Source organism: Paracoccus luteus (genome assembly GCF_004522155.1).
Taxonomy (GTDB): Bacteria; Pseudomonadota; Alphaproteobacteria; order Rhodobacterales; family Rhodobacteraceae; genus Paracoccus; species Paracoccus luteus.
The window spans coordinates 1-22,151 of sequence record NZ_SDEA01000017.1 but is presented as its reverse complement, the minus strand read 5'-3'; the positions used below and the strand labels follow the sequence as shown (position 1 = coordinate 22,151).

Annotated in this window: 21 protein-coding genes and 2 pseudogenes; 11 read left to right on the top strand and 12 right to left on the bottom strand. The window is 72.3% G+C overall.

What is annotated here, in order from left to right; translation table 11 throughout:
- Positions 1-36: 36 nt before the first annotated feature.
- Genes EPA64_RS15005 through coxB form a run of 5 tightly spaced genes read right to left on the bottom strand, consistent with a single transcriptional unit; the run spans position 37 to position 3,517 of the window.
- Entirely contained in the window at positions 37-837 is an 801-nt protein-coding gene (locus EPA64_RS15005) for a cytochrome c oxidase subunit 3 (protein ID WP_134727120.1), read from the bottom strand.
- Positions 838-865: 28 nt separating this feature from the next.
- Positions 866-1,456 carry a cytochrome c oxidase assembly protein gene (locus EPA64_RS15000; protein WP_134727119.1) on the bottom strand — a complete coding sequence of 197 codons (591 nt, stop codon included), beginning with the start codon at positions 1,454-1,456 and terminating at the stop codon, positions 866-868.
- Positions 1,453-1,695: a hypothetical protein gene (locus tag EPA64_RS14995; protein WP_134727118.1), complete on the bottom strand. Its 243-nt coding sequence runs from the start codon at positions 1,693-1,695 to the stop codon at positions 1,453-1,455. Before EPA64_RS14995 ends, EPA64_RS15000 begins: the two co-directional genes overlap by 4 nt.
- On the bottom strand, positions 1,695-2,633 hold the full coding sequence (gene cyoE, locus EPA64_RS14990; protein ID WP_134727117.1) for a heme o synthase: 939 nt from the start codon (positions 2,631-2,633) through the stop codon (positions 1,695-1,697). Before cyoE ends, EPA64_RS14995 begins: the two co-directional genes overlap by 1 nt.
- A 5-nt stretch (positions 2,634-2,638) precedes the next feature.
- Positions 2,639-3,517 carry a cytochrome c oxidase subunit II gene (gene coxB, locus EPA64_RS14985; RefSeq protein ID WP_134727116.1) on the bottom strand — a complete coding sequence of 293 codons (879 nt, stop codon included), beginning with the start codon at positions 3,515-3,517 and terminating at the stop codon, positions 2,639-2,641.
- A 167-nt stretch (positions 3,518-3,684) separates the two neighbouring features.
- Here coxB and tldD point away from each other — a divergent pair, with 167 nt between their 5' ends.
- The 3 genes and pseudogenes from tldD to EPA64_RS16840 all read left to right on the top strand — a co-directional run bounded on the left by tldD (position 3,685) and on the right by EPA64_RS16840 (position 6,758).
- On the top strand, positions 3,685-5,103 hold the full coding sequence (tldD, locus tag EPA64_RS14980; RefSeq protein WP_134727115.1) for a metalloprotease TldD: 1,419 nt from the start codon (positions 3,685-3,687) through the stop codon (positions 5,101-5,103).
- A 95-nt stretch (positions 5,104-5,198) separates the two neighbouring features.
- Positions 5,199-6,122 (top strand): annotated as a pseudogene (gene dprA / locus EPA64_RS14975) (DNA-processing protein DprA); the annotation flags it as partial.
- A gap of 66 nt (positions 6,123-6,188) precedes the next feature.
- Positions 6,189-6,758: a DprA-like winged helix domain-containing protein gene (locus tag EPA64_RS16840; RefSeq protein ID WP_425467051.1), complete on the top strand. Its 570-nt coding sequence runs from the start codon at positions 6,189-6,191 to the stop codon at positions 6,756-6,758.
- An 87-nt stretch (positions 6,759-6,845) separates the two neighbouring features.
- On the opposite strand, the gene EPA64_RS14970 is transcribed toward EPA64_RS16840, so the two are convergent.
- The 5 genes and pseudogenes from EPA64_RS14970 to EPA64_RS16835 form a co-directional block, all read right to left on the bottom strand.
- Positions 6,846-8,072: a FliM/FliN family flagellar motor switch protein gene (locus EPA64_RS14970; protein WP_134727114.1), complete on the bottom strand. Its 1,227-nt coding sequence runs from the start codon at positions 8,070-8,072 to the stop codon at positions 6,846-6,848.
- 85 nt (positions 8,073-8,157) lie between these two features.
- Entirely contained in the window at positions 8,158-9,024 is an 867-nt protein-coding gene (locus tag EPA64_RS14965; RefSeq protein WP_134727113.1) for an ATP-binding protein, read from the bottom strand.
- Complete coding sequence (tatC, locus tag EPA64_RS14960) at positions 9,014-9,862, bottom strand: twin-arginine translocase subunit TatC (RefSeq protein WP_134727112.1); 849 nt, start codon at positions 9,860-9,862, stop codon at positions 9,014-9,016. The genes EPA64_RS14965 and tatC overlap by 11 nt, the downstream gene beginning before the upstream one ends.
- 3 nt (positions 9,863-9,865) lie before the next feature.
- Positions 9,866-10,417: a Sec-independent protein translocase protein TatB gene (gene tatB, locus EPA64_RS14955; protein ID WP_134727111.1), complete on the bottom strand. Its 552-nt coding sequence runs from the start codon at positions 10,415-10,417 to the stop codon at positions 9,866-9,868.
- 180 nt (positions 10,418-10,597) lie between these two features.
- Positions 10,598-10,777 (bottom strand): annotated as a pseudogene (locus EPA64_RS16835) (twin-arginine translocase TatA/TatE family subunit); the annotation flags it as partial.
- A 174-nt stretch (positions 10,778-10,951) separates the two neighbouring features.
- Between EPA64_RS16835 and EPA64_RS14945 the strand changes: the two are divergent.
- Positions 10,952-11,566, top strand: a complete 615-nt coding sequence (locus tag EPA64_RS14945) for a MarC family protein (protein ID WP_134727109.1) — start codon at positions 10,952-10,954, stop codon at positions 11,564-11,566.
- Positions 11,563-12,138: a retropepsin-like aspartic protease family protein gene (locus EPA64_RS14940; protein ID WP_134727108.1), complete on the top strand. Its 576-nt coding sequence runs from the start codon at positions 11,563-11,565 to the stop codon at positions 12,136-12,138. Before EPA64_RS14945 ends, EPA64_RS14940 begins: the two co-directional genes overlap by 4 nt.
- Before the next feature lie 4 nt (positions 12,139-12,142).
- Here EPA64_RS14940 and EPA64_RS14935 read toward each other — a convergent pair whose 3' ends face one another.
- Entirely contained in the window at positions 12,143-12,586 is a 444-nt protein-coding gene (locus EPA64_RS14935) for a DNA polymerase III subunit chi (RefSeq protein ID WP_134727107.1), read from the bottom strand.
- A gap of 9 nt (positions 12,587-12,595) precedes the next feature.
- Positions 12,596-14,203: a leucyl aminopeptidase gene (locus EPA64_RS14930; RefSeq protein WP_134727106.1), complete on the bottom strand. Its 1,608-nt coding sequence runs from the start codon at positions 14,201-14,203 to the stop codon at positions 12,596-12,598.
- A gap of 225 nt (positions 14,204-14,428) precedes the next feature.
- Here EPA64_RS14930 and lptF point away from each other — a divergent pair, with 225 nt between their 5' ends.
- From lptF to EPA64_RS14900, 6 genes are all read left to right on the top strand, one after another.
- Complete coding sequence (gene lptF / locus EPA64_RS14925) at positions 14,429-15,574, top strand: LPS export ABC transporter permease LptF (protein ID WP_134727105.1); 1,146 nt, start codon at positions 14,429-14,431, stop codon at positions 15,572-15,574.
- Positions 15,571-16,704 (top strand): LPS export ABC transporter permease LptG, encoded by a 1,134-nt coding sequence (gene lptG, locus EPA64_RS14920; RefSeq protein ID WP_134727104.1) that lies wholly within the window; start codon positions 15,571-15,573, stop codon positions 16,702-16,704. Before lptF ends, lptG begins: the two co-directional genes overlap by 4 nt.
- Positions 16,704-19,169, top strand: coding sequence for an LPS-assembly protein LptD (locus EPA64_RS14915; protein ID WP_134727103.1), 2,466 nt, complete (start codon positions 16,704-16,706; stop codon positions 19,167-19,169). The genes lptG and EPA64_RS14915 overlap by 1 nt, the downstream gene beginning before the upstream one ends.
- Before the next feature lie 31 nt (positions 19,170-19,200).
- A complete protein-coding gene (locus EPA64_RS14910) occupies positions 19,201-20,541 on the top strand; it encodes a peptidylprolyl isomerase (RefSeq protein WP_134727102.1) in 1,341 nt (446 codons plus the stop codon).
- 22 nt (positions 20,542-20,563) lie between these two features.
- Entirely contained in the window at positions 20,564-21,535 is a 972-nt protein-coding gene (gene pdxA, locus EPA64_RS14905; RefSeq protein WP_134727101.1) for a 4-hydroxythreonine-4-phosphate dehydrogenase PdxA, read from the top strand.
- A 127-nt stretch (positions 21,536-21,662) separates the two neighbouring features.
- A partial coding sequence (locus EPA64_RS14900) for a ribosomal RNA small subunit methyltransferase A (RefSeq protein ID WP_281278589.1) occupies positions 21,663-22,151 on the top strand: 489 nt, incomplete at its 3' end.

The following is a 22,151-nucleotide window of genomic DNA, read 5'->3' as shown; positions in this document are numbered from 1 at the left end:
AGGTCGCCCCCGCGCGCCGCACCGGAACGGGACCGGTCAGCGGCCCCAGATATAGATCGCGGCGAACAGGAACAGCCACACCACGTCGACAAAGTGCCAGTACCACGCCGCCGCCTCGAACCCGACATGCTGCGTCTGGGTCATCTGCCCGCGCGAGAACCGGACCAGACAGACCAGCAGGAAGATCGTCCCGATGATGACGTGGAACCCGTGGAACCCGGTCGCCATGAAGAACACGCCGCCATAGACCGTGTCGGACAGGCCGAACGCGGCGTGGCTGTATTCATAGGCCTGCAGGATGGTGAAACAGACCCCCAGGATCACGGCGACGATCAGCCCGCGGATCACCGTCTTGCGGTCGTTGTCGTGGACCAGCGCGTGGTGCGCCCAGGTCACGGCGACGCCCGACAGCAGCAGGACCAGCGTGTTGATCAGCGGCAGGTGCCAGGGGTCGAACGTCTCGATCCCCTCGGGCGGCCAGACGCCGTCCTTGATCGGGGACATCTCGCCCATCGGATAGAGGGCGTTCTTGAAGAAGGCCCAGAACCACGCGGCAAAGAACATCACCTCGGACATGATGAACAGGATCACGCCATAGCGCAGGCCGATCTGGACAACCGGGGTGTGATCGCCGGTCTGCCCCTCGTGGACGACGTCGGACCACCAGCCCCACATGACATACAGCACGCCCGCCAGGCCGATCAGGAACAGCCAGGGGGTGCCGGTCTTCATCCACATGACGCCGCCGGTCAGCATCGCAAAGGTGCTGACCGCGCAGATGAACGGCCACAGCGAGGGCGGCAAGATGTGATAGTCGTGATTCTTGGCGTGGGCCATGTCGGCGCGTCTCCCCGGGGTCGTCGTGTCAGTTGACGGCGGGGCGCGCGGCCCCGTCGATCGTGGCCTCGGCCGATTTCGTCGGCTCGGACCGGAAGAATGTATAGCTCAGCGTGATGTCGCGGATGCGGCCGGCGTCGCGGCTGTCCACGATGTCGGGATCGACGAAGAAGGTCAGCGGCATCTCGATCCGTTCGCCGGGCTTCAGCGTCTGCTCGGTAAAGCAGAAGCATTCGATCTTGTCGAAGTAATACCCGGCGGCGTCGGGCGACACGTTATAGCTGGCGGTCCCGGTGATCGTCTCGTCGGTGTTGTTGACCGCCTCGTAGAACGCAAGGCCGGTCTCGCCGATGCGCAGCGTCATGTCGCGCTGCATCGGGCGGAAGGTCCAGCCCAGGTTCGGCATGACGTTGGCGTCGAAGCGGACGCGGACGGTTTCGTCCAGCACGTCGCCGTCGGCCGGGCTTTCGGTGGCGACCTGCGGCGTCCCGGCGAACCCGGTGACCTGGCAGAACCAGGAATAGAACGGCACCGCCGCCCACGCCGCCGCGCCCATGAAGACGACAAGGGCGATCAGCCGGCGGACCAGCCGCATGTTGCGGTCGGGCGCGGCGGTCATGGCGATGCCCTCCCGGCCGGGGCCTGGGGCGCGGCGGGCTGCGCCACGGGCGCCGCGGGGTCGCGCGGCAGGACCGAGGCGCGCGGCTGGTGGTCGAACGCCTGCATCAGGTCGCCGTTGCGGATCTTGGCCACCGACAGGCCGAAGACCAGCGCGACAAAGGCCGCCAGCACCAGCCCCAGCCCGACGTTGCGGCCGCCACGGCGGCGGTGCAGGTCGTGTTCATGCGCAATGCCCATCACCAGCCCCCCAGAACATGCTGCACGGCAAGCGCCGCGAAATGCGCGAACAGATAGATCAGCGACAGCCGGAAGAACGATTTTTCGACGCGATAGCCGTCGGCCTGCGCCGCCGCCTCGTCCCGGCGCAGAATGCGCCAGCCGCCCATGATGAACAGCGCGTTCAGGACCACCGCCACCGCCAGATACAGCGGCCCGCCGACCGAGGTCAGCCCCAGCCACAGCGCGAACGGCGCCAGCACCAGCGTATAGGCAAAGATGTGGCGTCGCGTCACCGCCCGGCCGTGCGTCACGGTCAGCATCGGCACGCCGGCGCTGTGATAGTCTTCCTTCATGAACAGCGCCAGCGCCCAGAAATGCGGCGGCGTCCAGAAGAAGACCAGCGCGAACATCAGCAGCGATTCGATGCCGATGCCGCCGGTCGCGCAGGCCCAGCCGATCATCGGGGGGAACGCGCCCGCCGCGCCGCCGATCACGATGTTCTGGGGCGTCGAGCGTTTCAGCCAGATCGTGTAGACGACGGCATAGAAAAAGATGGTGAAGGCCAGGAAGCCCGCCGCGAACCAGTTCGCCGCCAGCCCCAGCATGACGACCGCCAGCCCCGACAGGAACAGCCCCATCGCCAGCGCCTCGTCGGGCTGGATGCGGCCGGCGGGGATCGGGCGGCGGCGGGTGCGGTTCATCACCGCGTCGATGTCGGCGTCATACCACATGTTCAGCGCGCCCGACGCGCCACCGCCCAGGGCGATGAACAGGATCGCGCAGAACCCGACAAAGGGGTCCAGCGGCACCGGCGCCACGAACAGCCCGACAAAGGCCGTGAACACGACCAGCGACATGACCCGCGGCTTGAGCAGCGCAACATAGTCGCCGAACTGCGGCTCGGCGGCGGCGGACTGCGCCGCCGCACCGGATTCGTATGAGCGGATGTCCGTCACGCCGGTCAGCGCGCCAGCGCCAGCCGCACCGGCGACTGCGGCAGCACGTCGCCCGCGTCGGCGGCCATCGTGGTCTGCGCCTCGGCCAGCCAGGCGTCGTATTTCTCCTGGCTGACGGCCTTGACGGTGATCGGCATATAGGCGTGGTTGATGCCGCACAGCTCGCTGCACTGGCCGAAATACACGCCCTCCTGCGTGGCCTGGAACCACAGCTGCGCGATCCGGCCCGGCACGGCGTCCTGCTTGACCGCGAACGCCGGCAGCGCCCAGGAATGGATCACGTCCGTCGCCGTCACCTGCAGCAGCACCGTCGCGCCCACCGGCACCACCACGGCGTTGTCGGTGGCCAGCAGGTAATCCTGCTCTTCATAGCCGGCATCGGCCAGCTCTTCCTTCGCCAGCATCAGCGCGTCAAAGGCGATGCCGTCGTCGGGATATTCATAGGACCAATACCACTGGTGCCCGATGGCCTTGATGACCAGGTCGGGGTTTTCCGGCATTTCCTGCGACCGGAACAGCGCGGGCAGCGAAAAGATGCCGATGGCCAGCAGGATCAGCACCGGCACGACCGTCCACAGCACCTCGACCGAGGTGTTGTGCGTGAACCGTGCGGGCACGGGGTTGGCGCGGCGGTTGAACCGCACGATGCACCACAGCAGCAGCAGGCAGACGAACACCGTCACCGCGGCGATGATCCACAGCACGAAGTGGTCCAGCCACTGCTGTTCCACCGCCAGCGGGCTGGCCGCGGGCTGGAAGTTCATGCCGCCATTCACGGGCCGGCCGATGACGGGCAGATCGCCCAGAACCTCTTGTGCCGCGACCGGGGCCGCAGCCATCGTCCCGATCAGCCCTGCCGCAGCGCGCCTTGCCCAGTTTGCCATTCGTCGCTTTCCCGTTCCTGTCCTCGCCCGTGGGGTGCGCCTCGCAAGCGGCCGCAGACGGTCCTCCCGCCCCCCCTTTCGGTTCCTGATGCAGAACCACATCTGGCCCGGCGCGACAAGCCTGCTATCGACTTGTGGGGAAAAAAGCCTTACTGCGCTGCCCCACCATGCATGACCCGTTCGACCCGTTTTCCGACCTGATCGACCCCGACCGCGCACTGTCCGTGCTGCGCGGTGCGACGGCGGGCGCCGACGATGGCGAGCTGTTCCTGGAACGCGCCCGCAGCGAGGTGCTGGCCTTTGACGACGGGCGGCTGCGCAACGCCAGCTATGACGCGGGCCAGGGCTTCGGGCTGCGCGCGGTGCGCGGCGCGGCCACCGGATACGCCCATTCGACGCGCATCACGGCCGCGGCGCTGGACGACGCCGCGGCGATGGCGCGGCTGGCGGTAGGCGACGGCGGCGGCGTCATGGCCGCGCCGCCCGCAGGCCCGCGCCCCCGGCTTTACGGCGACGGCGACCCGGCCGAGGGCATCGACATGGCCCGCCGTATCGCCATTCTGCGCGAGATCGACGCCCATGCCCGCGCGCTGGACCCGCGCGTGGTGCAGGTCACCGCCTCGATGGCGTCGTCGCTGCAGGAAATCGTCATCCTGCGCCCCGAGGGCGGGATCTTCGCCGACATCCGCCCGATGTCGCGGCTGAACGTGTCGGTGATCGTCGAATCGAACGCGCGGCGCGAAACCGGCACCGCGGGCGGCGGCGGGCGCGTCAGTCTGTCGGCGCTGATCGACCCCGCCCACTGGCAGGGGCTGGTGGCCGAGGCGCTGCGCATCGCGCTGGTCAACTTGCGGTCCGTCCCCGCGCCCGCCGGCGTGATGGACGTCGTGCTTGGCCCCGGCTGGCCCGGCATCCTGCTGCACGAGGCCGTGGGCCACGGGCTTGAAGGCGACTTCAACCGCAAGAAGGCCTCGGCCTTTTCCGGGCTGATGGGCCAGCGGGTCGCCGCGTCGGGCGTCACCGTGGTGGACGACGGCACCCTGCCCGACCGCCGCGGGTCGCTGAACGTCGATGACGAGGGCACGCCCCCTGCCCGCAACGTCCTGATCCGCGACGGGGTGCTGGTCGGTTACATGCAGGACCGGCAGAACGCCCGGCTGATGGGCGTGGCGCCCACCGGCAACGGCCGCCGCGAAAGCTTTGCCCACGCCCCCATGCCGCGGATGACCAACACGCTGATGGAGCCGGGGGCCGACGATCCCGCCGCGATCCTGTCCGGGCTGCGCGACGGCATCCACGCCGTGGGATTCGGCGGCGGGCAGGTGGACATCACCAACGGCAAGTTCGTCTTTTCCTGCACCGAGGCCTACCGCGTCCGCAACGGCCGGGTCGAGGAGCCGATTCGCGGCGCCACGCTGATCGGCGACGGCGCGACCGCGCTGCAGCGCATCGGCGCCATCGGCAACGACCTGTTGCTGGACCCCGGCATCGGCAACTGCGGCAAGCAGGGGCAGTGGGTGCCCGTTGGCGTGGGCCAGCCCACGCTGCTGATCGGCGGGCTGACCGTCGGCGGCTCGGCGGCCTGAATCTTCACGGGCCGCGACGATTTTACCGATTCCGGTAACCTCTCCTTAACCATTCGCGGTGCAAACAGGCCCTGCGGATGAGGCAGGGCGCGGCGATGGAAGAGCGGTTGTTTTCTTTCGATCCCCCCCACCCCCCACCCACCACGAGGGAAGACGATCTGGCCGTCCTTCGCCTCATCCGCTCTCGCCGGGTCGGGCCGGCGACGTTTCACCGGCTGGTCGCGGAACACGGCACGCTGTTCGCCGCGCTGGACGCGCTGCCCGCGATGGCGGCGGCGGCGGGCATCCGCGACTATTCCCCCTGCCCCGAGGGCGTGGCCCACGCCGAACTGGCCGCCGGCAGGCGGGCGGGCGCGCGGCTGCTGCGCTGGGATGACCCGGGCTATCCGGCCGATCTGGCGATGATCGACGACGCGCCGCCGGTGCTGTGGGTGCGGGGTGATCTGTCCTGCCTGACACGGCCGCTGGTCGCCGTGATCGGGGCGCGCAGCGCGTCGGCGCTGGGGCTGCGGATGGCGCGCGGCATGGCGGGCGCGCTGGCCGATGCGGGCGTGACGGTCGTCGCCGGGCTGGCGCGCGGCATCGACACCGCCGCCCATGACGCGTCGCTGGCGCGCGGCACGGTCGCCGTGATGGCGGGCGGCATCGACGTGATCTATCCGGCCGAGAACGCGGGTCTGGCGCGCGCCATCGCCGATCGCGGCTGCCTTGCGACCGAACAGCCCCCCGGCACCCAGCCGGTCGCGCGCCACTTTCCCGCCCGCAACCGCATCGTGTCGGGCCTGTCGCGCGGCGTGGTCGTGGTCGAGGCCGCGCACCGGTCCGGCAGCCTCATCACCGCCCGCTGCGCCCTGGACCAGGGCCGCGAGGTGCTGGCGGTTCCCGGCCACCCCATCGACGCCCGCGCGGCGGGCTGCAACGCCCTGATCCGCGACGGCGCCACACTGGTCCGCAACGCCGAGGATGTGCTGGCCGCGCTGGGGATCGAGGCAACCGCCCCCCGCGAAGCGCAGCCGGACGCCGCGGCCGGGCAAACGCATGGGACCGCGCATCGCGCCCGTGCGGCGCTTGCAGGGGTAAGCGACGTGGCCTCTGCGGCGCAGCCCGGCGCGACGGTGGGANGGGTAAGCGACGTGGCCTCTGCGGCGCAGCCCGGCGCGACGGTGGGACAAGCGCATGGTTGTGCCGCTTCGCCGCTGGCGGGGCAGGGCGACGCGGTCCGCCCGCCCCACGCGGCGCAGCCCGGCGCGGCGGCCGGGCAAGCGCATGGTTGTGCCGCTTCGCCGCTGGCGGGGCAGGGCGACGCCGTCCGCGGGCAAGGTGATGCGGCTGTTCATGCGGGTCCGGCCGCGCCGCGTGCGGGCGCTGGCGAATCGCATCGGCCGGGCCTGGTCCCGCCCCCGCCCCCGCCTGGCGGTCGGGTCCACGTCGCGGCGCCCGCACGACCGAACCGGCTGCAAGGCCGCGATGCGGGTGGCCCGGTGGCGCTGGAACAACGGCTGTTGACGCTGCTCGGCCCCTCGCCCACGGACGAGAATGTGCTGATCCGCACCCTCGGCGTCGCCGCCGCCGCCGTCGCGCCGGTGATCCTGTCGCTGGAACTCGACGGGCGCATCACCCGGCTGGCCGGCGGCAAGATCGCGCTGGCGGGCTGACCGGTCGGGGGCTTTTGTGTCAGGGGCCGCCGGGCCCCTGCTGGGGCGAAAGGGGGTGCCGCGTCACGCGGCCAACTGCAGGACGCGTCACGGCCCGCCCGGAACGGCCAGCCCCGGCGGATCGTCCCACGCGGACAGGTCGGTCGGCAACATCGCGCGGAACGGGTCGGCGGCGGTCATGTCGTCCATCGGCGGCTCGGCCGCGGTCGCGCGCAGCGGCGCGGGCGCACCGTGCGCGTCGGGCGTCCCGGCCACGGACATCGCCAAGGCGGCGTTGGTTGCCGCAAGACCTGCCGCCGGCAGCGCGTCGCCGGGCGTTGCCGCAAAATCCGCGGCCATCGCGCCCGTGGCAGCGCGGCCGGCGGGGGCGGACAGGCGCAGGGCGTGGCGGCCCGCCATCTCTCCCAGCCGGCCGCGCAGCAGGGGTTGGCCGGCCGGGGTTTCCAGCACCGCCATGTCCAGCGCGTTCAGGGGCAGCGCGATGCGGTCGCCGGGCGCCAGCGCCCGCAGCTCGCCCAAGGTGATGCTGCGGCGGCACAGCACCGCCTGCAGCGTCAGGGGCGCGCCGCGGACCGTGTCGGCCAGGATGCCCGCCGCGACGCGGCCCGGCTTTTCCGCCGCGCCGGCGTCATGCGCAACCAGCGCCGGGACAACGGGCGCAGCGCCCTCCGGCGCGGCGTGGACAAGCGGCAGGGCAAGGAACATCACGCCGTCGCGCTGCCCGGCCGGGCCGGCGCGCAGGTGAACCTCGACCCGGCGATAGGGGATGTCGTCCAGCAACAGCGCCAACGGGCGGGGATCGTCCAGAAAGCTGGCGACGCGGAACCCCGCCACGCCGCCGAAGCCCGCCACCCCGGCCAGTTCCGCCGCAAGTTCCAGCAGGCAGGCATCGACGAAATCGTTGCAGACCACGGCATCGGTGCGGGTCGGCCGACGGTCCGGGGCGGGGCGCGCCGTGATGCGCCCCAGCGCCTGCATCTCGATCAGCGAGGCGAGCAGTCCGGGGCAGACCGCGACCACCCCCAGCGCGTCGCCCGGGCCCTGCACCAGAAGGATCAGCGGCCTGTCCGGCAACACCTCGGCCAGTTCCGCGACCATCACATGGCCGGTGGCGATGCGGTCAAAGAACAGCGGCAGCGCGTGAACCCGGTCGGCGGCGCGCGACACCGCCGCCGCGATCGCCCGTTCCGGCGTCCGCACCGGCGTGGGCGGCACGGCGGCGGGCGCCGCCGCCCGCGTGCGGCGGATCGCGCGCAGCAGGGCCGATGACCCGGCCCGGCCGTCGTCTGCCGAAGATGGTGCCGCCGCCTGCATCCGTTCCGCCCGAATCGCCTGTCCGTTCCCGGCAGACTGGCAGCGAATGCTTGCGGAAAGGTTTACGGCGGCGGGTCCGCGCCCCCTAGACCGACAGGCCGTGGCGGCCCGCCAGGTCGGTGAAGAACTGCCACGCGACCCGGCCCGACCGCGCGCCGCGCGTCGCCTGCCATTCGATCGCCTCGGCCCGCAGAACCTCGGGGGCCACGTCCAGCCCATAGGCGTCGCAATAGCCGCGGATCATCGCCAGATATTCGTCCTGCGCGCACGGGTGGAACCCCAGCCACAGGCCAAAGCGGTCCGAGAGCGACACTTTCTCCTCGACCGCCTCGCCGGGGTGGATGGCGCTGGCGCGTTCGTTGTCGATCATGTCGCGCGGCATCAGGTGGCGGCGGTTCGAGGTCGCATACAGCACCACGTTTCCGGGCCGCCCGGCCAGCCCGCCGTCCAGCACCGCTTTCAGCGATTTATACTGCGTGTCGTCGTGCGAAAACGACAGGTCGTCGGCGAACAGGACAAAGCGGCGGTCGCTTTCGGCCAGCATCGCCAGCAGCCGCGCCACCGAGTCCAGGTCGTCGCGGGCGATTTCCACCAGCACCAGCGGCAGGCCCCGCGCCACCGCCTCGGCGTGGACGGCCTTGACGAGGCTGGATTTCCCCATTCCGCGCGCGCCCCACAGCAGGGCGTTGTTGGCGGCGTGCCCGCGCGCGAACTGCAGCGTGTTGGCCAGCAGCGTGTCGCGCGCGCGGTCGATGCCGACGAGCTGCGCCAGCGGCACCCGCGCCACCCGCGGCACGGGTTCCAGCCGGTCGGGCGCGGTGTGCCAGGCATAGGCGTCCGCCTCGGCAAAGCTGGGCGCGGGCGCGGGCGGCGGGGCCAGCCTGTCCAGCGCATCGGCGATGCGGGTCAGGGCGTGGCCGGTCGTTCCCGCGGGTGCCGGATCAGTCGTCATCGACCCACAGGCCTTCGGCGCGCAACTGCGCCTCGCGCTTGGTCTCGATGCGTTTCACCAGCTGGATCGCGATTTCGTAAAGGCCATAGATCACGATGAACAGCACGACCTGGCTGATGACGTCCGGCGGCGTCACCATCGCGGCCAGCACCAGGATGATGACGACGGCATAGCGGCGCATCGAGGACAGGCCGGCCGCCGACACCAGCCCCGCCTTGCCCATCAGCGTCAGCGCCACGGGCAGCTGGAACGACAGGCCGAACGCCAGGATGAACTTGGTCGTCAGCGACAGATATTCGCTGATCGAGCCCTGGAACACGATCCCCGCCATCTCGGGCTGGGTCGTCACCGGGGCCTTGGGGTCGTCGGGCAGCTGCAGCGGGCCGCTTTGGAAGCCCAGGAAAAAGTCGAAGGCCCACGGCAGGATGACGAAATAGGCGAAGGCCGCGCCCAGCAGGAACATGATCGGCGAGGCGATGAGGAACGGCAGGAACGCCTGTTTCTCGGACCGGTAGAGGCCCGGCGCCATGAACCGCCACAGCTGATAGGCGATCACCGGAAAGGCCAGGATAAAGCCGCCGAACATGGCGATCTGCATGGCCAGGAAAAAGCCTTCCTGCACCTTCAGCATGATCAGCCCGCATTCCTGCCCGCGCTTGGCCAGCGCCCCGCAGATCGGGTGGGTCAGGAAGTTGAACACCGGCTGCCACACGAAATAGCACATCACCGCCGCGATCACGAAGGCCAGCACCGACCAGATCAGGCGGTTGCGCAGTTCGGCCAGATGCTCGATCAGCGGGGCCGAGCTGTCGTCGATGTCGTCGGTCGTCTTGGCCACCGCTCAGCCCCGCTCGCTGCGGCGCACCGCGTGCAGGCGGCGCGCGCCCGGCGCCTCGGCCGGGATGGGCGCGCCCGATGCGGCGGAGGCCTGGGCCACGGTCGCTGCGGGTATCGCGGGTGCGGTCTGCGCGGGCGGCAGGGGCGCAGTCACAGGCGCGGCTGCAGGCCCGGCGGCCGCCGGCGCGCCGTCCGCCCTGGCGGGCAGGCCCGCCGGGGGGGCCGCGTCAGGGTCGGGCACGGCGCCGGTCTGGTCGCGCATCGGCTGCAGCGGATCCCATTTCTCGAACTTGTCGGCGGCGCGGCCCAGGGCATCCAGTCCCAGCGCGCGGGTGCTGGTCATCTTTTGCAGGTCGCGCAGCTCCTTGCGGGCCTCGTCCATGCCGGATGCCTTAGCCGCGTCCTCCATGGCCGAGCTGAACTCGCGCGCCATGCCGCGGGCGCGGGCGGTGATGCGGCCCAGCGTGTGGAACATCACCGGCAGATCCTTGGGACCGATCACGATCAGCGCCACGACGCCGATCAGCAGCAGCTCGGTCCAGCCGACGTCCAGCATTGCGCGTCCGCCCTTGCGTTACAGGCGGGCGTCGTCGCGGGGGGTGACGTCGCGCAGCCCCTCGGCGGCGCGGGCGCGGGCGCGGTCGGCCTCGGCCTGCACGCGATCGGCCTCGGCGCGGGCGCGGGCGGCGGCGGCGTCCAGATCCTCGGCGGTGCGGCTGGCGGCGATGGTGGCGCGGTCGGCGGCGGGCGCGTCAGCGGCCCGTTCGATGTCCTCGGCGCCGTCCTTGACGCCGCGCTTGAAGGCGGTGATCCCCTTGCCGACCTCGCCCATCAGGGACGAGACCTTGCCCCGGCCGAACAGGACCAGGACCACGATGGCGATCAGCAAAAGCGCCATGGGTGAAGGTGCGTGCATCTCTCTCTCCGTTCCCTGGGGCGGGCGCGCATCGGGGCGCGGCCCCTTGCGGCACTGTGGCCGTGTCCCGCATATAGGGCCTGGCCGCCCCGTCCGAAAGACCCAAACACGGCGCGCGAACGCCGCAGCCCCCGGCGGCCGTCCGCGGCGCGCCCGCAAGGAACCAAGGCCCCGATGCTGGACCCGGTCTATCTTGCCGCATTCGTCACGCTGTTCGTGGTCATCGACCCGATCGGGCTGGCGCCGCTGTTCATCGCCCTGACGGCGGGGATGACGCCTGCGCGCGCGCGCCGCATCGGCTGGCGCGCCGTGGGCATCGCGCTGGTCCTGATGGTGCTGTTCGGGCTGTGGGGCGCGCAGCTGCTGGCGGGGATCGGCATCTCGCTGCCCGCGTTCCGTATCGCGGGCGGCATCCTTTTGTTCCTGACCGCGCTGGACATGCTGTTCGAACGCCGCACCCAGCGTCGCGAGGGGCGGACCCCCGACGAGGACCACGACCCGTCGGTCTTTCCGCTGGCGACGCCGCTGCTTGCCGGGCCGGGGGCGCTGGCCAGCATGATCCTGCTGGTGGAACAGCGGCCCGGCTGGGCGCATTGGGCGGCGGTCAACCTGGTGATGCTGGCCGTGCTGGCGCTGGTGCTGGTGCTGTTCGCGCTGTCGCGGCCGCTGGCGCGGGCGCTGGGGCGGACCGGGACGATGGTGGTGACGCGGCTTTTCGGGATGCTGCTGGCGGCGCTGTCGGTCCAGTTCATCGTGGACGGGCTGGCAGGAACGGGGCTGTTTCGATGAGCCATGACTGGGCGCGGCTGATCTATCTTGCGCTGCTGGTGCTGGCCATCGGCGGCTTTCTGGTGGTCGAGTTCCGCCGCAGCCCCGGCAGCACCGCGCGGGGCGTGCTGGCATGGGGGCTGATCTTCGTCGCGCTGATCGCGGCGGCGGGCCTGTGGGACGACCTGCGCCGCGAAATTGCCCCCGATCAACAGGTCGTGAGCGCGACGCGCATCGACGTTCCGCTGGGCCGCGACGGGCATTTCCACCTGGTCGCGCAGGTGAACGGCGTCCCGGTGCGATTCGTCGTGGACACCGGCGCCTCGTCGCTGGCGCTGCGCGAACGCGACGCGCAGCGGATCGGCATCGACCTGGACCGGCTGGCCTTCGCCGGGCAGGCCCGAACGGCGAACGGCATCGTGGAAACCGCCACCATCCGCCTGGACCGCATCAGCATCGGCGAGATCGAGGACACCGGCGTTCCCGCCGTCGTCATCCGCGGCGACCTGCACCGGTCGCTGATGGGCATGGACTATCTGCGCCGATTTGCCCGCGTGGGCTTCCAGGGTGATACGCTGGTGCTGGAACGCTGACGCGTCAGGCCTTGCGTTCCCATTTCCCGGCCGCCTCGGACCAGTATTCCGCGCTGACGCCCGCGCCCGTCAGCGCCCGCCACTGGGCGCGCGCCCCCTCGACCGCGGCGGGGTCGTTGCCGTCAAAGACGATGCAGACCCGCTGCGCCGGCGCGCATTCCGCCGCATCGACCGCCGCCCCGTCCAGCGCGATCAGGCAATCCGCGCCCACGCCCGCGCCCCCGGTCGTCAACAGCACGGGTTGCAGCGCATCATGCGCGCCGCCCGCCAGGCCGTGGGGCAAAAACCCCTCGGCCTGCCACAGCAGCTCGTCCAGCGCCGCCATGCGGTCCGCCCCGGTGCCGCGCAGTTCCACCCGCCAGCCCGCCGCGCGCGACTTGCCGATCAGCGAGGGCACCAGCGCCTCGGCCGGGGACCGCGTCAGGTGATAGAACAGCGCCGCGCCCACGGGGGCCGCTCAGCCCTGCTCGAACCGGTCGCGGATCAGCCGGTCCAGCGTCAGCACGCCCCAGCCGGTCGCGCCCTTGGGCGCCAGCGCGGTTTCCCCCGGCGGCAGCGTCACGCCCGCGATGTCCAGATGCGCCCAGGGCGTGTCCTTGCGGACGAACCGCTGCAGGAACTGCGCCGCCGTGATCGACCCCGCCGACCGCCCGCCCGAGTTCTTGACGTCCGCCAGCCGCGACTTGATCAGCTCGTCATAGGCGGGCGCCAGCGGCATCCGCCACAGCCCCTCGCCCTCGGCGTCGGCGGCCCTTTGCAGGTCGGCGGCCAGCGCGTCGTCGTTGGCGAACATCCCGGCCTTGTCATGGCCCAGCGCGACGATGATGGCGCCGGTCAGCGTCGCCAGATTCACCATCGCGGCCGGGTTGAAGCGGTCCTGCGCATACCAAAGCACGTCGGCCAGCACCAAACGCCCCTCGGCGTCGGTGTTGATGATCTCGATCGTGTCGCCCTTCATCGACCGGACGATGTCGCCGGGACGCTGGGCGCGCCCGTCGGGCATGTTCTCGACCAGCCCCACCAGTCCGACGACATTGGCTTTCGCCCGGCGCAGCGCCAGCGTCCGCATGACGCCCGCGACGACGCCCGCGCCGCCCATGTCCATCGTCATCTCCTCCATCCCCGCGGCGGGCTTGATGGAAATCCCGCCGGTGTCGAAGACGACGCCCTTGCCGACCAGCGCGAACGGCGGCGCGTCGCCGCCGCCCTGCCAGCGCATGACGACGACCTTGCTGGGGCTTTCCGACCCCTGCCCCACCGCCAGCAGCGCGCGCATTCCAAGGCGCGCAAGCTCGTCCTCGTCCAGCACCTCGACCTCCAGCCCCAGCTCGCGCATGGCCAGCAGCCGGTCGGCGAAATCGGTGGTGGTCAGGACGTTCGCCGGCTCGTTCACCAGGTCGCGGGTGAAGAATATCCCCTCGGCCAGCGCGGCGCCGTCGCGGGCGGCGCGGGCGACCGATTCGGGGTCGGCGCACAGCATGGTGACGCTGGCCTTGTCGGGCTGCGGCGGCCCGGACCCGTTCGCGGGGCCTTCGGGCGCGTCGGGCGCGGTCGCATCGGCCAGCAGCGCGTCGGCGGCGGCACCCGTGGCCGAGACGGATTGCGGCGGCACGGCGGGCGCGTCCCCGGCGGCCGTCGCCGCCTCCGCCTCGCTGGCGGACTTGTAGACGCCGAAGTCATAGCCGCGCAGTGCGATTCCCAGGGCGATCTCGGCGGCCAGCCTGTGGTTGCCCGCGACCACCGTCACCGCGCCCTTGCCCATGCGCGCGCCGATGGCGGCGCCCGCCTTGCGCGCCTCGGTCACGGTGGCGCGGGCGGGCAGGCGGACCAGCTGCACCGCATCGGCGGCAAGGCCCGCGGGGAACGCCACCTCGAACGCCGCGCCGGGCTTGACCGCGGCCCAGCCCTTGGACCCCAGCGCCCGCGTCAGCGCCTGATGGGCGGGGCGCGGCAGCCCGCGCGGCAGGCGGTCGTTCTCGCCCACGATCAGGGCCAGCCGGCCCGCGCGGCCGGACAGATCGGCGTCGGCCGCGGGTTGGAAACGGATCTCGACGGGGTGTGTCATGGGGGCCTTTCCTCGCTGAACGGCAAAGCCTAGCGACCCGCCGCCGCCATTGCCAGAGGCGCCCGCCCCGGCACGCCCCTTGTTTCGCCCATCTCTTGGCCGGAAATATCCCGGGGGCCCGGGGGCTGGCCCCCGGTTGTCCCCGGTTGCGCCGCGCGGCCTGCCCTCGGGGCTTTCCCGACCGGCCGGGTGCGGCTAATCAGGACGGGCCGCGAAAGGTGACCAATGGCCCGGATCGACCGTTACATGCTGACGCAGTTCCTGACGCTGTTCGGGTTCTTTGCGCTGGTGCTTGTGTCGGTCTACTGGATCAACCGCGCGGTGCAGCTGTTCGAGCAGCTGATCCAGGACGGCCAGTCGGCGCTGGTGGTGCTGGAGTTCACCGCCCTGACGCTGCCGCTGGTGATCTCGCTGGTGCTGCCGGTCGCGGCCTTCGCGGCGACGGCTTATGGCACCAACCGGCTGGCGGGCGAATCCGAGCTGGTGGCGATGCAGGCGGCGGGGTTGTCGCCGTGGCGGCTGGCGCGGCCGGTGCTGGTCTTCGGCCTGACCGTCGGGCTGATGGTGGCCGCGCTGGTCCACGGCATGGTGCCGATGGCGCGCGCCCGCCTGGCCGACCGCCAGGCCGAGATCGCGGAAAACGTCACCGCGCGCTTTCTGCGCCCCGGCGTCTTCCAGTATCCGGGCGAGGGCGTCACCCTGTATATCCGCCAGATCGCCCCGGACGGCCGCCTGCTGGACCTGTTTCTGGAAGACGCGCGCGACCCCGCCAACCAGACGACCTATACCGCCGAAGAGGCGCTGGTCGTGCGCACCGACACCGGCCCGCGGCTGGTGATGATCCGCGGCATGTCGCAGAACCTGCGGGCGCAGGACGGCCGGCCGCCGCGCCTGTCGGTGACGCGCTTCGCCGACCTGACCTGGGACGTGGGCGACGCCTTCGCCTCGTCGGGGCGCAAGGGCCGCGACCTGCGCGACTATGCCACCGCCCGGCTGCTGTCGCCCGACGCCGATCTGCTGGCCGCCACCGGCGCCAGCGCCCCCCGCGCCCGGGCCGAGGCGCATGAGCGGCTGGCCCAGCCGCTGAACGCGCCGGTGTCGGCGATGCTGGGCTTCGCGCTGCTGCTGACCGGCGGCTATTCCCGCTTTGGCGTCTGGCGGCAGGTGGTGGTGGCCGTCGTGGCGCTGCTGGCCGTCCAGGGGCTGGGGACGGCGGCGGCCAGCCGCACCGCGGCCGACCCCTCGCTGTGGCCGATGCTGTATCTGCCGCCCGTCGTGGGCGCGCTGGGTGCGGCGGGGGCGCTGTGGATGGCGGCGCGCGGCCGCCGCCCGCGCCGCCGCGCCGCGCCCCTGACGGGGGCCGCGGCATGATCCTGCCCCGCTATCTCGCCCGGCGGTTCCTGCGGATGTTCCTGCTGGTGGCGGGCGTGTTCCTGGCGATCCTGTTCCTGATCGACCTGATCGAACAGATCCGCCGCTTTGGCGACGAGGGGCTGGGCCTCGGCCGCGCCGCGTTGCTGGCGGCGCTGAACATCGCGGGCGGGTTCTATGGCATCCTGCCGCTGATCACGCTGCTGGCCGGGATCGCGCTGTTCGTCGCGCTGTCGCGGTCGTCGGAACTGGTGGCGATGCGCGCGGCGGGGCGGTCGGGACTGCGCATCGTCGCAGCGCCCGCCATCACGGCGGCGCTGGCGGGCGTGCTGGCGGTGATGATCCTGAACCCGATCGTCGCGGGGACCACGAAACGCTATGACGCGGCCTCGGCCAATTCCGGCGCGGGCAACGGGCAGGCGGTGTCGCTGGGCCGGGGCGCGGTCTGGCTGCGGCAGGGCACGCAGGCGGCACCCGGCCCCGGAACCGGGGCGGATGCGTCGCGGCCCGGGCAGATCGTCATCCGCGCCGCCCGCGCCAGTTCGGACGCGACGGCGCTGTTCGACGCGACCTTCCTGATCTTCGACGCCAATTCCGGTCCCGTGCGCCGGATCGAGGCGCGCGAGGCGCGGCTGGACGCCGGGCGCTGGACGCTGCGCGACGTCAAGGAATGGCCGCTGACCGCCCCCAACCCGGAACGCACCGCCCGCACCGCCGACACGCTGACGCTGCCCACCGAACTGACCGCCGCCCGCATCCGCGACGGCTTTGGCGCGCCCGAGGCGGTGCCGGTCTGGCAGCTGCCCGATTTCATCGCCGGGCTGGAGCGGGCCGGGTTTTCGGGGCTGCGCCACCGCGTCTGGCTGATGCAGGAACTGGCCCGCCCGGCGCTGATGGCGGCGATGGTGATGCTGGCGGCGGTGTTCACCATGCGCCCGCCGCGCGGCCGGCGCACGGGCGTGCTGGTGCTGGCCGCATTCGCCGCGGGCGTGGGGCTGTTCTTTCTGCGCAACCTGGCGCAGGTGATGGGTGAAACCGGGCAGGTGCCCGCGGCGGCGGCGGCGTTTGCCCCGCCGGCGGCGGCCGTCCTGCTGGCGCTGGCCGCGCTGCTGAGGCTTGAGGACGGATGATGCGCGACCCTGTGCCCGCCGGCCCGCCCGGCACCCGACCCGCCGGCCTGTCCGGCACCCGACCCGGCGGGCTGACCGGCACCCGCCTGGCCGGCATCCGGCGCGGCCCCCTGCCCCGGCGGGGCGTCGCCCCTTGCTGCGCGCTGGCCGCTGGCGCGCTGGCGCTGCTGCTGGCGGGGGCGCCGCCCGCAACGGCGCAGGGCCTGCTGTCGCTGTGGGGCAACCGCGAGGGGCCGGCGCTGGCCCCGACCGAAACCGGCCCCCGCGACGCGCCGCTGGCCGATGGCACGGCGCCCGCGACCCTGCCGCGCGCGGCCGACCCCCCGCCCGCCCGCATCGTCCTGCCCGACACCGCGCCGCCGGACGCGGGCGCAGCCACCCTGCTGGCCGACCGCGTCGATCTGTCGGGCGACCGGGTGCTGACCGCCTCGGGCGGCGTCGTCGTCTGGTTCCAGGGCGCGCGGCTGGTCGCGGAACGCGTCGTCTATGACAGCGTCGCGGGCACGATGGCGATCGAGGGGCCGATCCACCTGTCCGAACCCGAGAAGGCCGGCACCCCCGACGAAACCGTGCTGGTCGCCGACGCCGCCCAGCTGGACGAGGGGCTGCGCGACGGGCTGCTGGTGGGCGCGCGGCTGGTCCTTGCGCGCGAGCTGCAGCTGGCCGCCGCCGAGGTCCGCCGCACCGGCGAGGGGCGGATGACGACGCTGACCCATGTCGTCGCCTCGTCCTGCCAGGTCTGCGCCTCGGATCCGGTGCCGCTGTGGGAAATCCGCGCCCGCCGCATCACCCACGACGCCGAGACGCGCCGCCTGCGGTTCGAGGGCGCGCAGTTCCGCGCCTTTGGCCTGCCGGTGGGGGCGCTGCCCGTCCTCAGCGCGCCGGACCCGACGGTGGACCGCATGACCGGGTTCCTGACGCCGCGGTTCCGCACCACCTCGGGGCTGGGGTTCGGGGTCAAGCTGCCGTATTTCGTCACGCTGGGCGACAGCGCCGACGTGACGGTGACGCCCTATGTCTCGGCCAGCCGCACCGCGACGATGGAGCTGCGCTATCGCCAGGCCTTCGCCGCCGGCGCGATGGAGCTGAACGGCGCGATCAGCCGCGACGACATCCTGCCCGGCGAGACGCGCGGCTATGTCTTCGGCGCGGCCCGGTTCGCGCTGCCGCACGATTACCGGCTGGGCGTGCAGGTCCAGACCGCGTCCGACCGCGCCTATCTGCTGGATTACGACATCACCGACGCCGACCGCCTGTGGAGCGGCGTGACCCTGGAACGCGTCGGCCGCGACCGGCTGGTGTCGGCGCGGATCGGCAACTATCAGACCCTGCGCGACGAGGAGGACGACGAAACCTCGCCCGGCCTGGTCGCCAACGCGCTGTGGGAACGCCGCTTTCGCCCCCCCGTCATCGGCGGCGAGGGGGGCGTCACGTTGTCCACCCACGCCCACCGCCGCAGCGCGGGCGAGGACATCGTGGGCCGCGACATGGCCCGCCTGTCGGCGCGGGTGGACTGGCGCCGGCAGGCGGTGCTGGGCGGCGGCGTGCTGGGCGCGGTGCAGACCCGGCTGGACGCCGACCTGTTCCGCATCCGCCAGGACAGCCGCTTTGACAGCACCGCCGCGCGGGCCGATCCCACGGTCGCGGCCGAACTGCGCTGGCCGCTGATGGCCCATGCGGGCGACGCGACCTATGTGCTGGAACCCGTCGCGCAGCTGGTCTGGTCACCGGACCGCGACGACGCCGACGACATCCCGAACGAGGACAGCCGCCTTGTCGAGTTCGACGAGGGCAACCTGTTCTCGCTGGACCGGATGCCCGGCTGGGACGCCCGCGAAACCGGGCTGCGCGCCAATCTCGGCCTGACCTGGACCCGGATCGACCCGACCGGCTGGTCGGTGGGCGTCACCGCCGGCCGCGTCCTGCGCGACCATGACGCCCCGGTGTTCGCCGACCGCGGCGGTTTTCTGGGCGGGGGACGGTCCGACTGGCTGCTGGCCGCGACCTATACCGGCAACCAGGGGCTGGCCGTCGCCAGCCGGGCGCTGTTCGACGACGATTTCGACATGCACCGCAGCGAAATGCGCATGGGCTGGCTGCGCCCCGGCTTTCAGCTGTCCGCGGGCTATCTGTGGCTGGACGCCGACACCGAACCCGACCGCGCGTCCGACGTGTCCGAGGTGACGGCGACGACGGGCTGGCAGATGGCGCCCGGCTGGTGGGCCAGCGCCGAGGGCCGCTATGACTTCAACGCCGACCGGGCGCAGACGGCGGAACTGGGGCTGCAATACCGCAACGAATGCGTGACGGTCGATTTCGCCGTGTCGCGCCGGTTCACGGCCTCCGACGACGTGCGCGCCGACACCGACGTCGGCCTGTCGGTGCGGCTGGGCGGGTTCGGGCGCGATCCCGGCAACGACACGGCGGGCGCGCGGACTGTGGCGCGGCGCGCCTGCCTGCGCTAGGGTCGCGCGCAAGACCAGGATGGGGATGGCGATGCGGCGGATCTTACAGGCAACGATGGTGGCGGCGCTGCTGGCGGGCACGGTCGCGCCCGGCGCGGTTCGGGCCGACGGACCGCTGACGCCGCTGGTGTTCCTCAACAACTCGGCCGTGACGCAATACGAACTGGACCAGCGCGTGCGTTTCATGACCCTGCTGCGCGCCCCGGGGGCCGAGCGTGAGGCGGCGCTGAAGGCGCTGATCGACGACCGGCTGAAACTGGACGCGGCGCGCTCGATCGGGATCACGGTCAGCGACAAGGGGCTTGAGGAAGGGCTAGCGGAGTTCGCCGGCCGCGCCGACATGGACGTGGACCAGTTCACCCGGCAGCTGGCCGAAAACGGCGTCGAACGGCAGGCGTATCGCGATTTCGTCAAGTCGGGCGTCGCCTGGCGCGAGGTGGTGCGCCAGCGCATCCTGCCCACCGTCCGGGTCAGCGACGCGGAAATCGACCAGGCCATGAGGAAGGAGATCGAGACCCCGATCGTCACCCAGGTGCTGCTGTCGGAAATGGTCATGCCCGCCCCGCAGGGCAGCGAAGGCGCCGTCGCCGCCCGCGGCGCGGAACTCGCCGCGACCATCACGACCGAGGCGCAGTTCGCCGCCGCCGCCCGCCAGTATTCCGCCACCCCCAGCGCCCAGCGGGGCGGTCGGCTGGACTGGACGCCGCTGGACAATCTGCCGCCGTCGCTGGTGCAGATCATCCTGTCGATGCAGCCGGGCCAGGTCAGCCAGCCGCTGACCGTGCCGGGCGCGGTGGTGCTGTTCTATCTGCGCGACACGCGCGGGCGGCTGCGCGCGGGCGCGGGCGAACAGACCGTCGATTACGTCACGCTGGCGCTGCCCGACGCGGCGACCGGCGCGCAGATCCTGGCCCGCGCCGACAGCTGCGAACAGGTCTTCGTCGAGGCGAACCGCTTTGCGGGCGACCCGATCGCGCGCCAGACGCAAGCCCTGGGCGCGGTTCCCGGCGACATCGCGCAGCGGCTGGCCTCGCTGGACCCGAACGAGGGCGCGGTGATCGACTATGGCGCGGGCGCGCGGCTGGTGATGCTGTGCGGCCGCCAGCCCTCGCTGATCGCCGACGAGGCGCTGGCCCAGCCGCTGGTGCCGGGCGCGGTCCGCCCCTCGCCCCCGCCCGGCGCGGCCGAGGCGCCGAACGCGCAGAACGCGGCCGAGGATGCCGCCATCGCCGCGGGCGTGGCCCGCCCGGCCGAGCCGCCCCTGACCTCGCGCGCGGCGATGCGCGAGGCGCTTTTCAACCGCAAGATCAACGCGGCCGCCGACGCCTATCTGGCCGAACTGCGCGCCGGTGCCATCATCCGGCGGCCATGACCGGCGCGGGGGAACCGGGGCGATGCCGGCACCGCTGATCCTGACCTGCGGCGAACCCGCGGGCATCGGGCCGGAACTGGCGCCGCTGGCGCTGGCGTCGGGCGTGCCGTTCGTCTGGATGGGTGACCCTGCGCATCTGCCGCCGCAGACCGCGTGGCGGGCGGTGGACCGGCCGGGCGATCCGGTGCCCGCCGGGGTGCTGGCGGTCCTGCCGCACCGCTTTGCCGCCCCGGCCGTCGCGGGCCGGCCCGACCCCGCCAACGCCCGCGGCGTGATCGACGTCATCGCCAGCGCCGTCGATCTGGCCATGACCGGCGTCGCGGGCGGCATTGTCACCCTGCCGATCAGCAAGCATGCGCTGAAGGCGGGCGCGGATTTCGCCTTTCCCGGCCACACCGAATATCTGGCGCATCTGGCGGGCGGGGCCGATGTGGTGATGATGCTCGCCTCGACCACCGTCGCGCCGCCCTGCCGGGTGGTGCCCGCGACGATCCACATCCCGCTGGAACAGGTGCCCGGCGCGCTGACGCCCGAGGTGCTGGCCCGCGCAATCCGCATCACCCGCGACGGTCTGATCCGCGACTTCGCCATTCCGGCGCCGCGCATCGCGGTCGCCGGGCTGAACCCCCACGCGGGCGAAGGCGGCACGATGGGACGGCAGGAAGCCGAGTGGATGGCCCCCCTGCTGGACAGGCTGCGGGCCGAAGGGCTTGACGTGACCGGCCCGATGCCCGCCGACACCATGTTCCACGCGCCTGCCCGCGCGCGCTATGACGCCGCCGTCTGCGCCTATCATGACCAGGGGCTGATCCCGATCAAGACGCTGGATTTCGCGGGCGGCGTGAACGTGACGCTGGGCCTGCCGTTCGTGCGGACCTCGCCCGACCACGGCACCGCCTTCGACATCGCGGGCCAAGGGCGGGCCGATCCGTCCAGCACCATCGCCGCGCTGCGGATGGCGTGGGACATGGCCCGCGCACGCGAGGCGGCATGAGCGATCTTCCGGCCGGAAATATCCCGCGGGCTTCCGAGCGCCCGGAAAACAGTCCGGTGGACTGTTTTCAGCGAGGAAGGCCACGGCAGTGGCGAGGCGGGGGCAGAATGCCCCCGGCGTCCGCCGCATGACCGCCATCGACGGCCTGCCGCCCCTGCGCGACGTCATCGCGCGCCACGACCTGCGGGCGAAAAAGCAGCTGGGGCAGAACTTCCTTCTGGATTTGAACCTGACGGCGCGGATCGCGCGGGCGGCGGGCGACCTGACGCAATGCGACGTGATCGAGGTCGGCCCCGGCCCCGGCGGGCTGACCCGCGGCCTGCTGGCCGAAGGGGCGCGCCATGTGCTGGCGATAGAAAAGGACGCGCGCGCCATCCCCGCGCTGCAGGAAATCGCCGCCGCCTATCCGGGCCGCCTGACGATCATCCACGGCGACGCGCTGCAGATCGACCCGCTGGCGCATGTGACGCCGCCGGTCCGCATCGCGGCGAACCTGCCCTATAACATCGGGACCGAGCTGCTGGTCGGCTGGCTGACGCCGCCCGCCTGGCCGCCCTTCTGGCAGTCGCTGACGCTGATGTTCCAGCGCGAGGTCGCCCAGCGCATCGTGGCGCGG

Coding starts and splice junctions, on each gene's coding strand:
- EPA64_RS15005 (WP_134727120.1), bottom strand. CDS start 837: ATGGCCCACGCCAAGAATCACGACTATCACATCTTGCCGCCCTCGCTG.
- EPA64_RS15000 (WP_134727119.1), bottom strand. CDS start 1,456: ATGACCGCCGCGCCCGACCGCAACATGCGGCTGGTCCGCCGGCTGATC.
- EPA64_RS14995 (WP_134727118.1), bottom strand. CDS start 1,695: ATGGGCATTGCGCATGAACACGACCTGCACCGCCGCCGTGGCGGCCGC.
- coxB (WP_134727116.1), bottom strand. CDS start 3,517: ATGGCAAACTGGGCAAGGCGCGCTGCGGCAGGGCTGATCGGGACGATG.
- tldD (WP_134727115.1), top strand. CDS start 3,685: ATGCATGACCCGTTCGACCCGTTTTCCGACCTGATCGACCCCGACCGC.
- EPA64_RS14970 (WP_134727114.1), bottom strand. CDS start 8,072: ATGCAGGCGGCGGCACCATCTTCGGCAGACGACGGCCGGGCCGGGTCA.
- EPA64_RS14965 (WP_134727113.1), bottom strand. CDS start 9,024: ATGACGACTGATCCGGCACCCGCGGGAACGACCGGCCACGCCCTGACC.
- tatB (WP_134727111.1), bottom strand. CDS start 10,417: ATGCTGGACGTCGGCTGGACCGAGCTGCTGCTGATCGGCGTCGTGGCG.
- EPA64_RS14945 (WP_134727109.1), top strand. CDS start 10,952: ATGCTGGACCCGGTCTATCTTGCCGCATTCGTCACGCTGTTCGTGGTC.
- EPA64_RS14940 (WP_134727108.1), top strand. CDS start 11,563: ATGAGCCATGACTGGGCGCGGCTGATCTATCTTGCGCTGCTGGTGCTG.
- EPA64_RS14930 (WP_134727106.1), bottom strand. CDS start 14,203: ATGACACACCCCGTCGAGATCCGTTTCCAACCCGCGGCCGACGCCGAT.
- lptF (WP_134727105.1), top strand. CDS start 14,429: ATGGCCCGGATCGACCGTTACATGCTGACGCAGTTCCTGACGCTGTTC.
- lptG (WP_134727104.1), top strand. CDS start 15,571: ATGATCCTGCCCCGCTATCTCGCCCGGCGGTTCCTGCGGATGTTCCTG.
- EPA64_RS14915 (WP_134727103.1), top strand. CDS start 16,704: ATGCGCGACCCTGTGCCCGCCGGCCCGCCCGGCACCCGACCCGCCGGC.
- EPA64_RS14910 (WP_134727102.1), top strand. CDS start 19,201: ATGCGGCGGATCTTACAGGCAACGATGGTGGCGGCGCTGCTGGCGGGC.
- pdxA (WP_134727101.1), top strand. CDS start 20,564: ATGCCGGCACCGCTGATCCTGACCTGCGGCGAACCCGCGGGCATCGGG.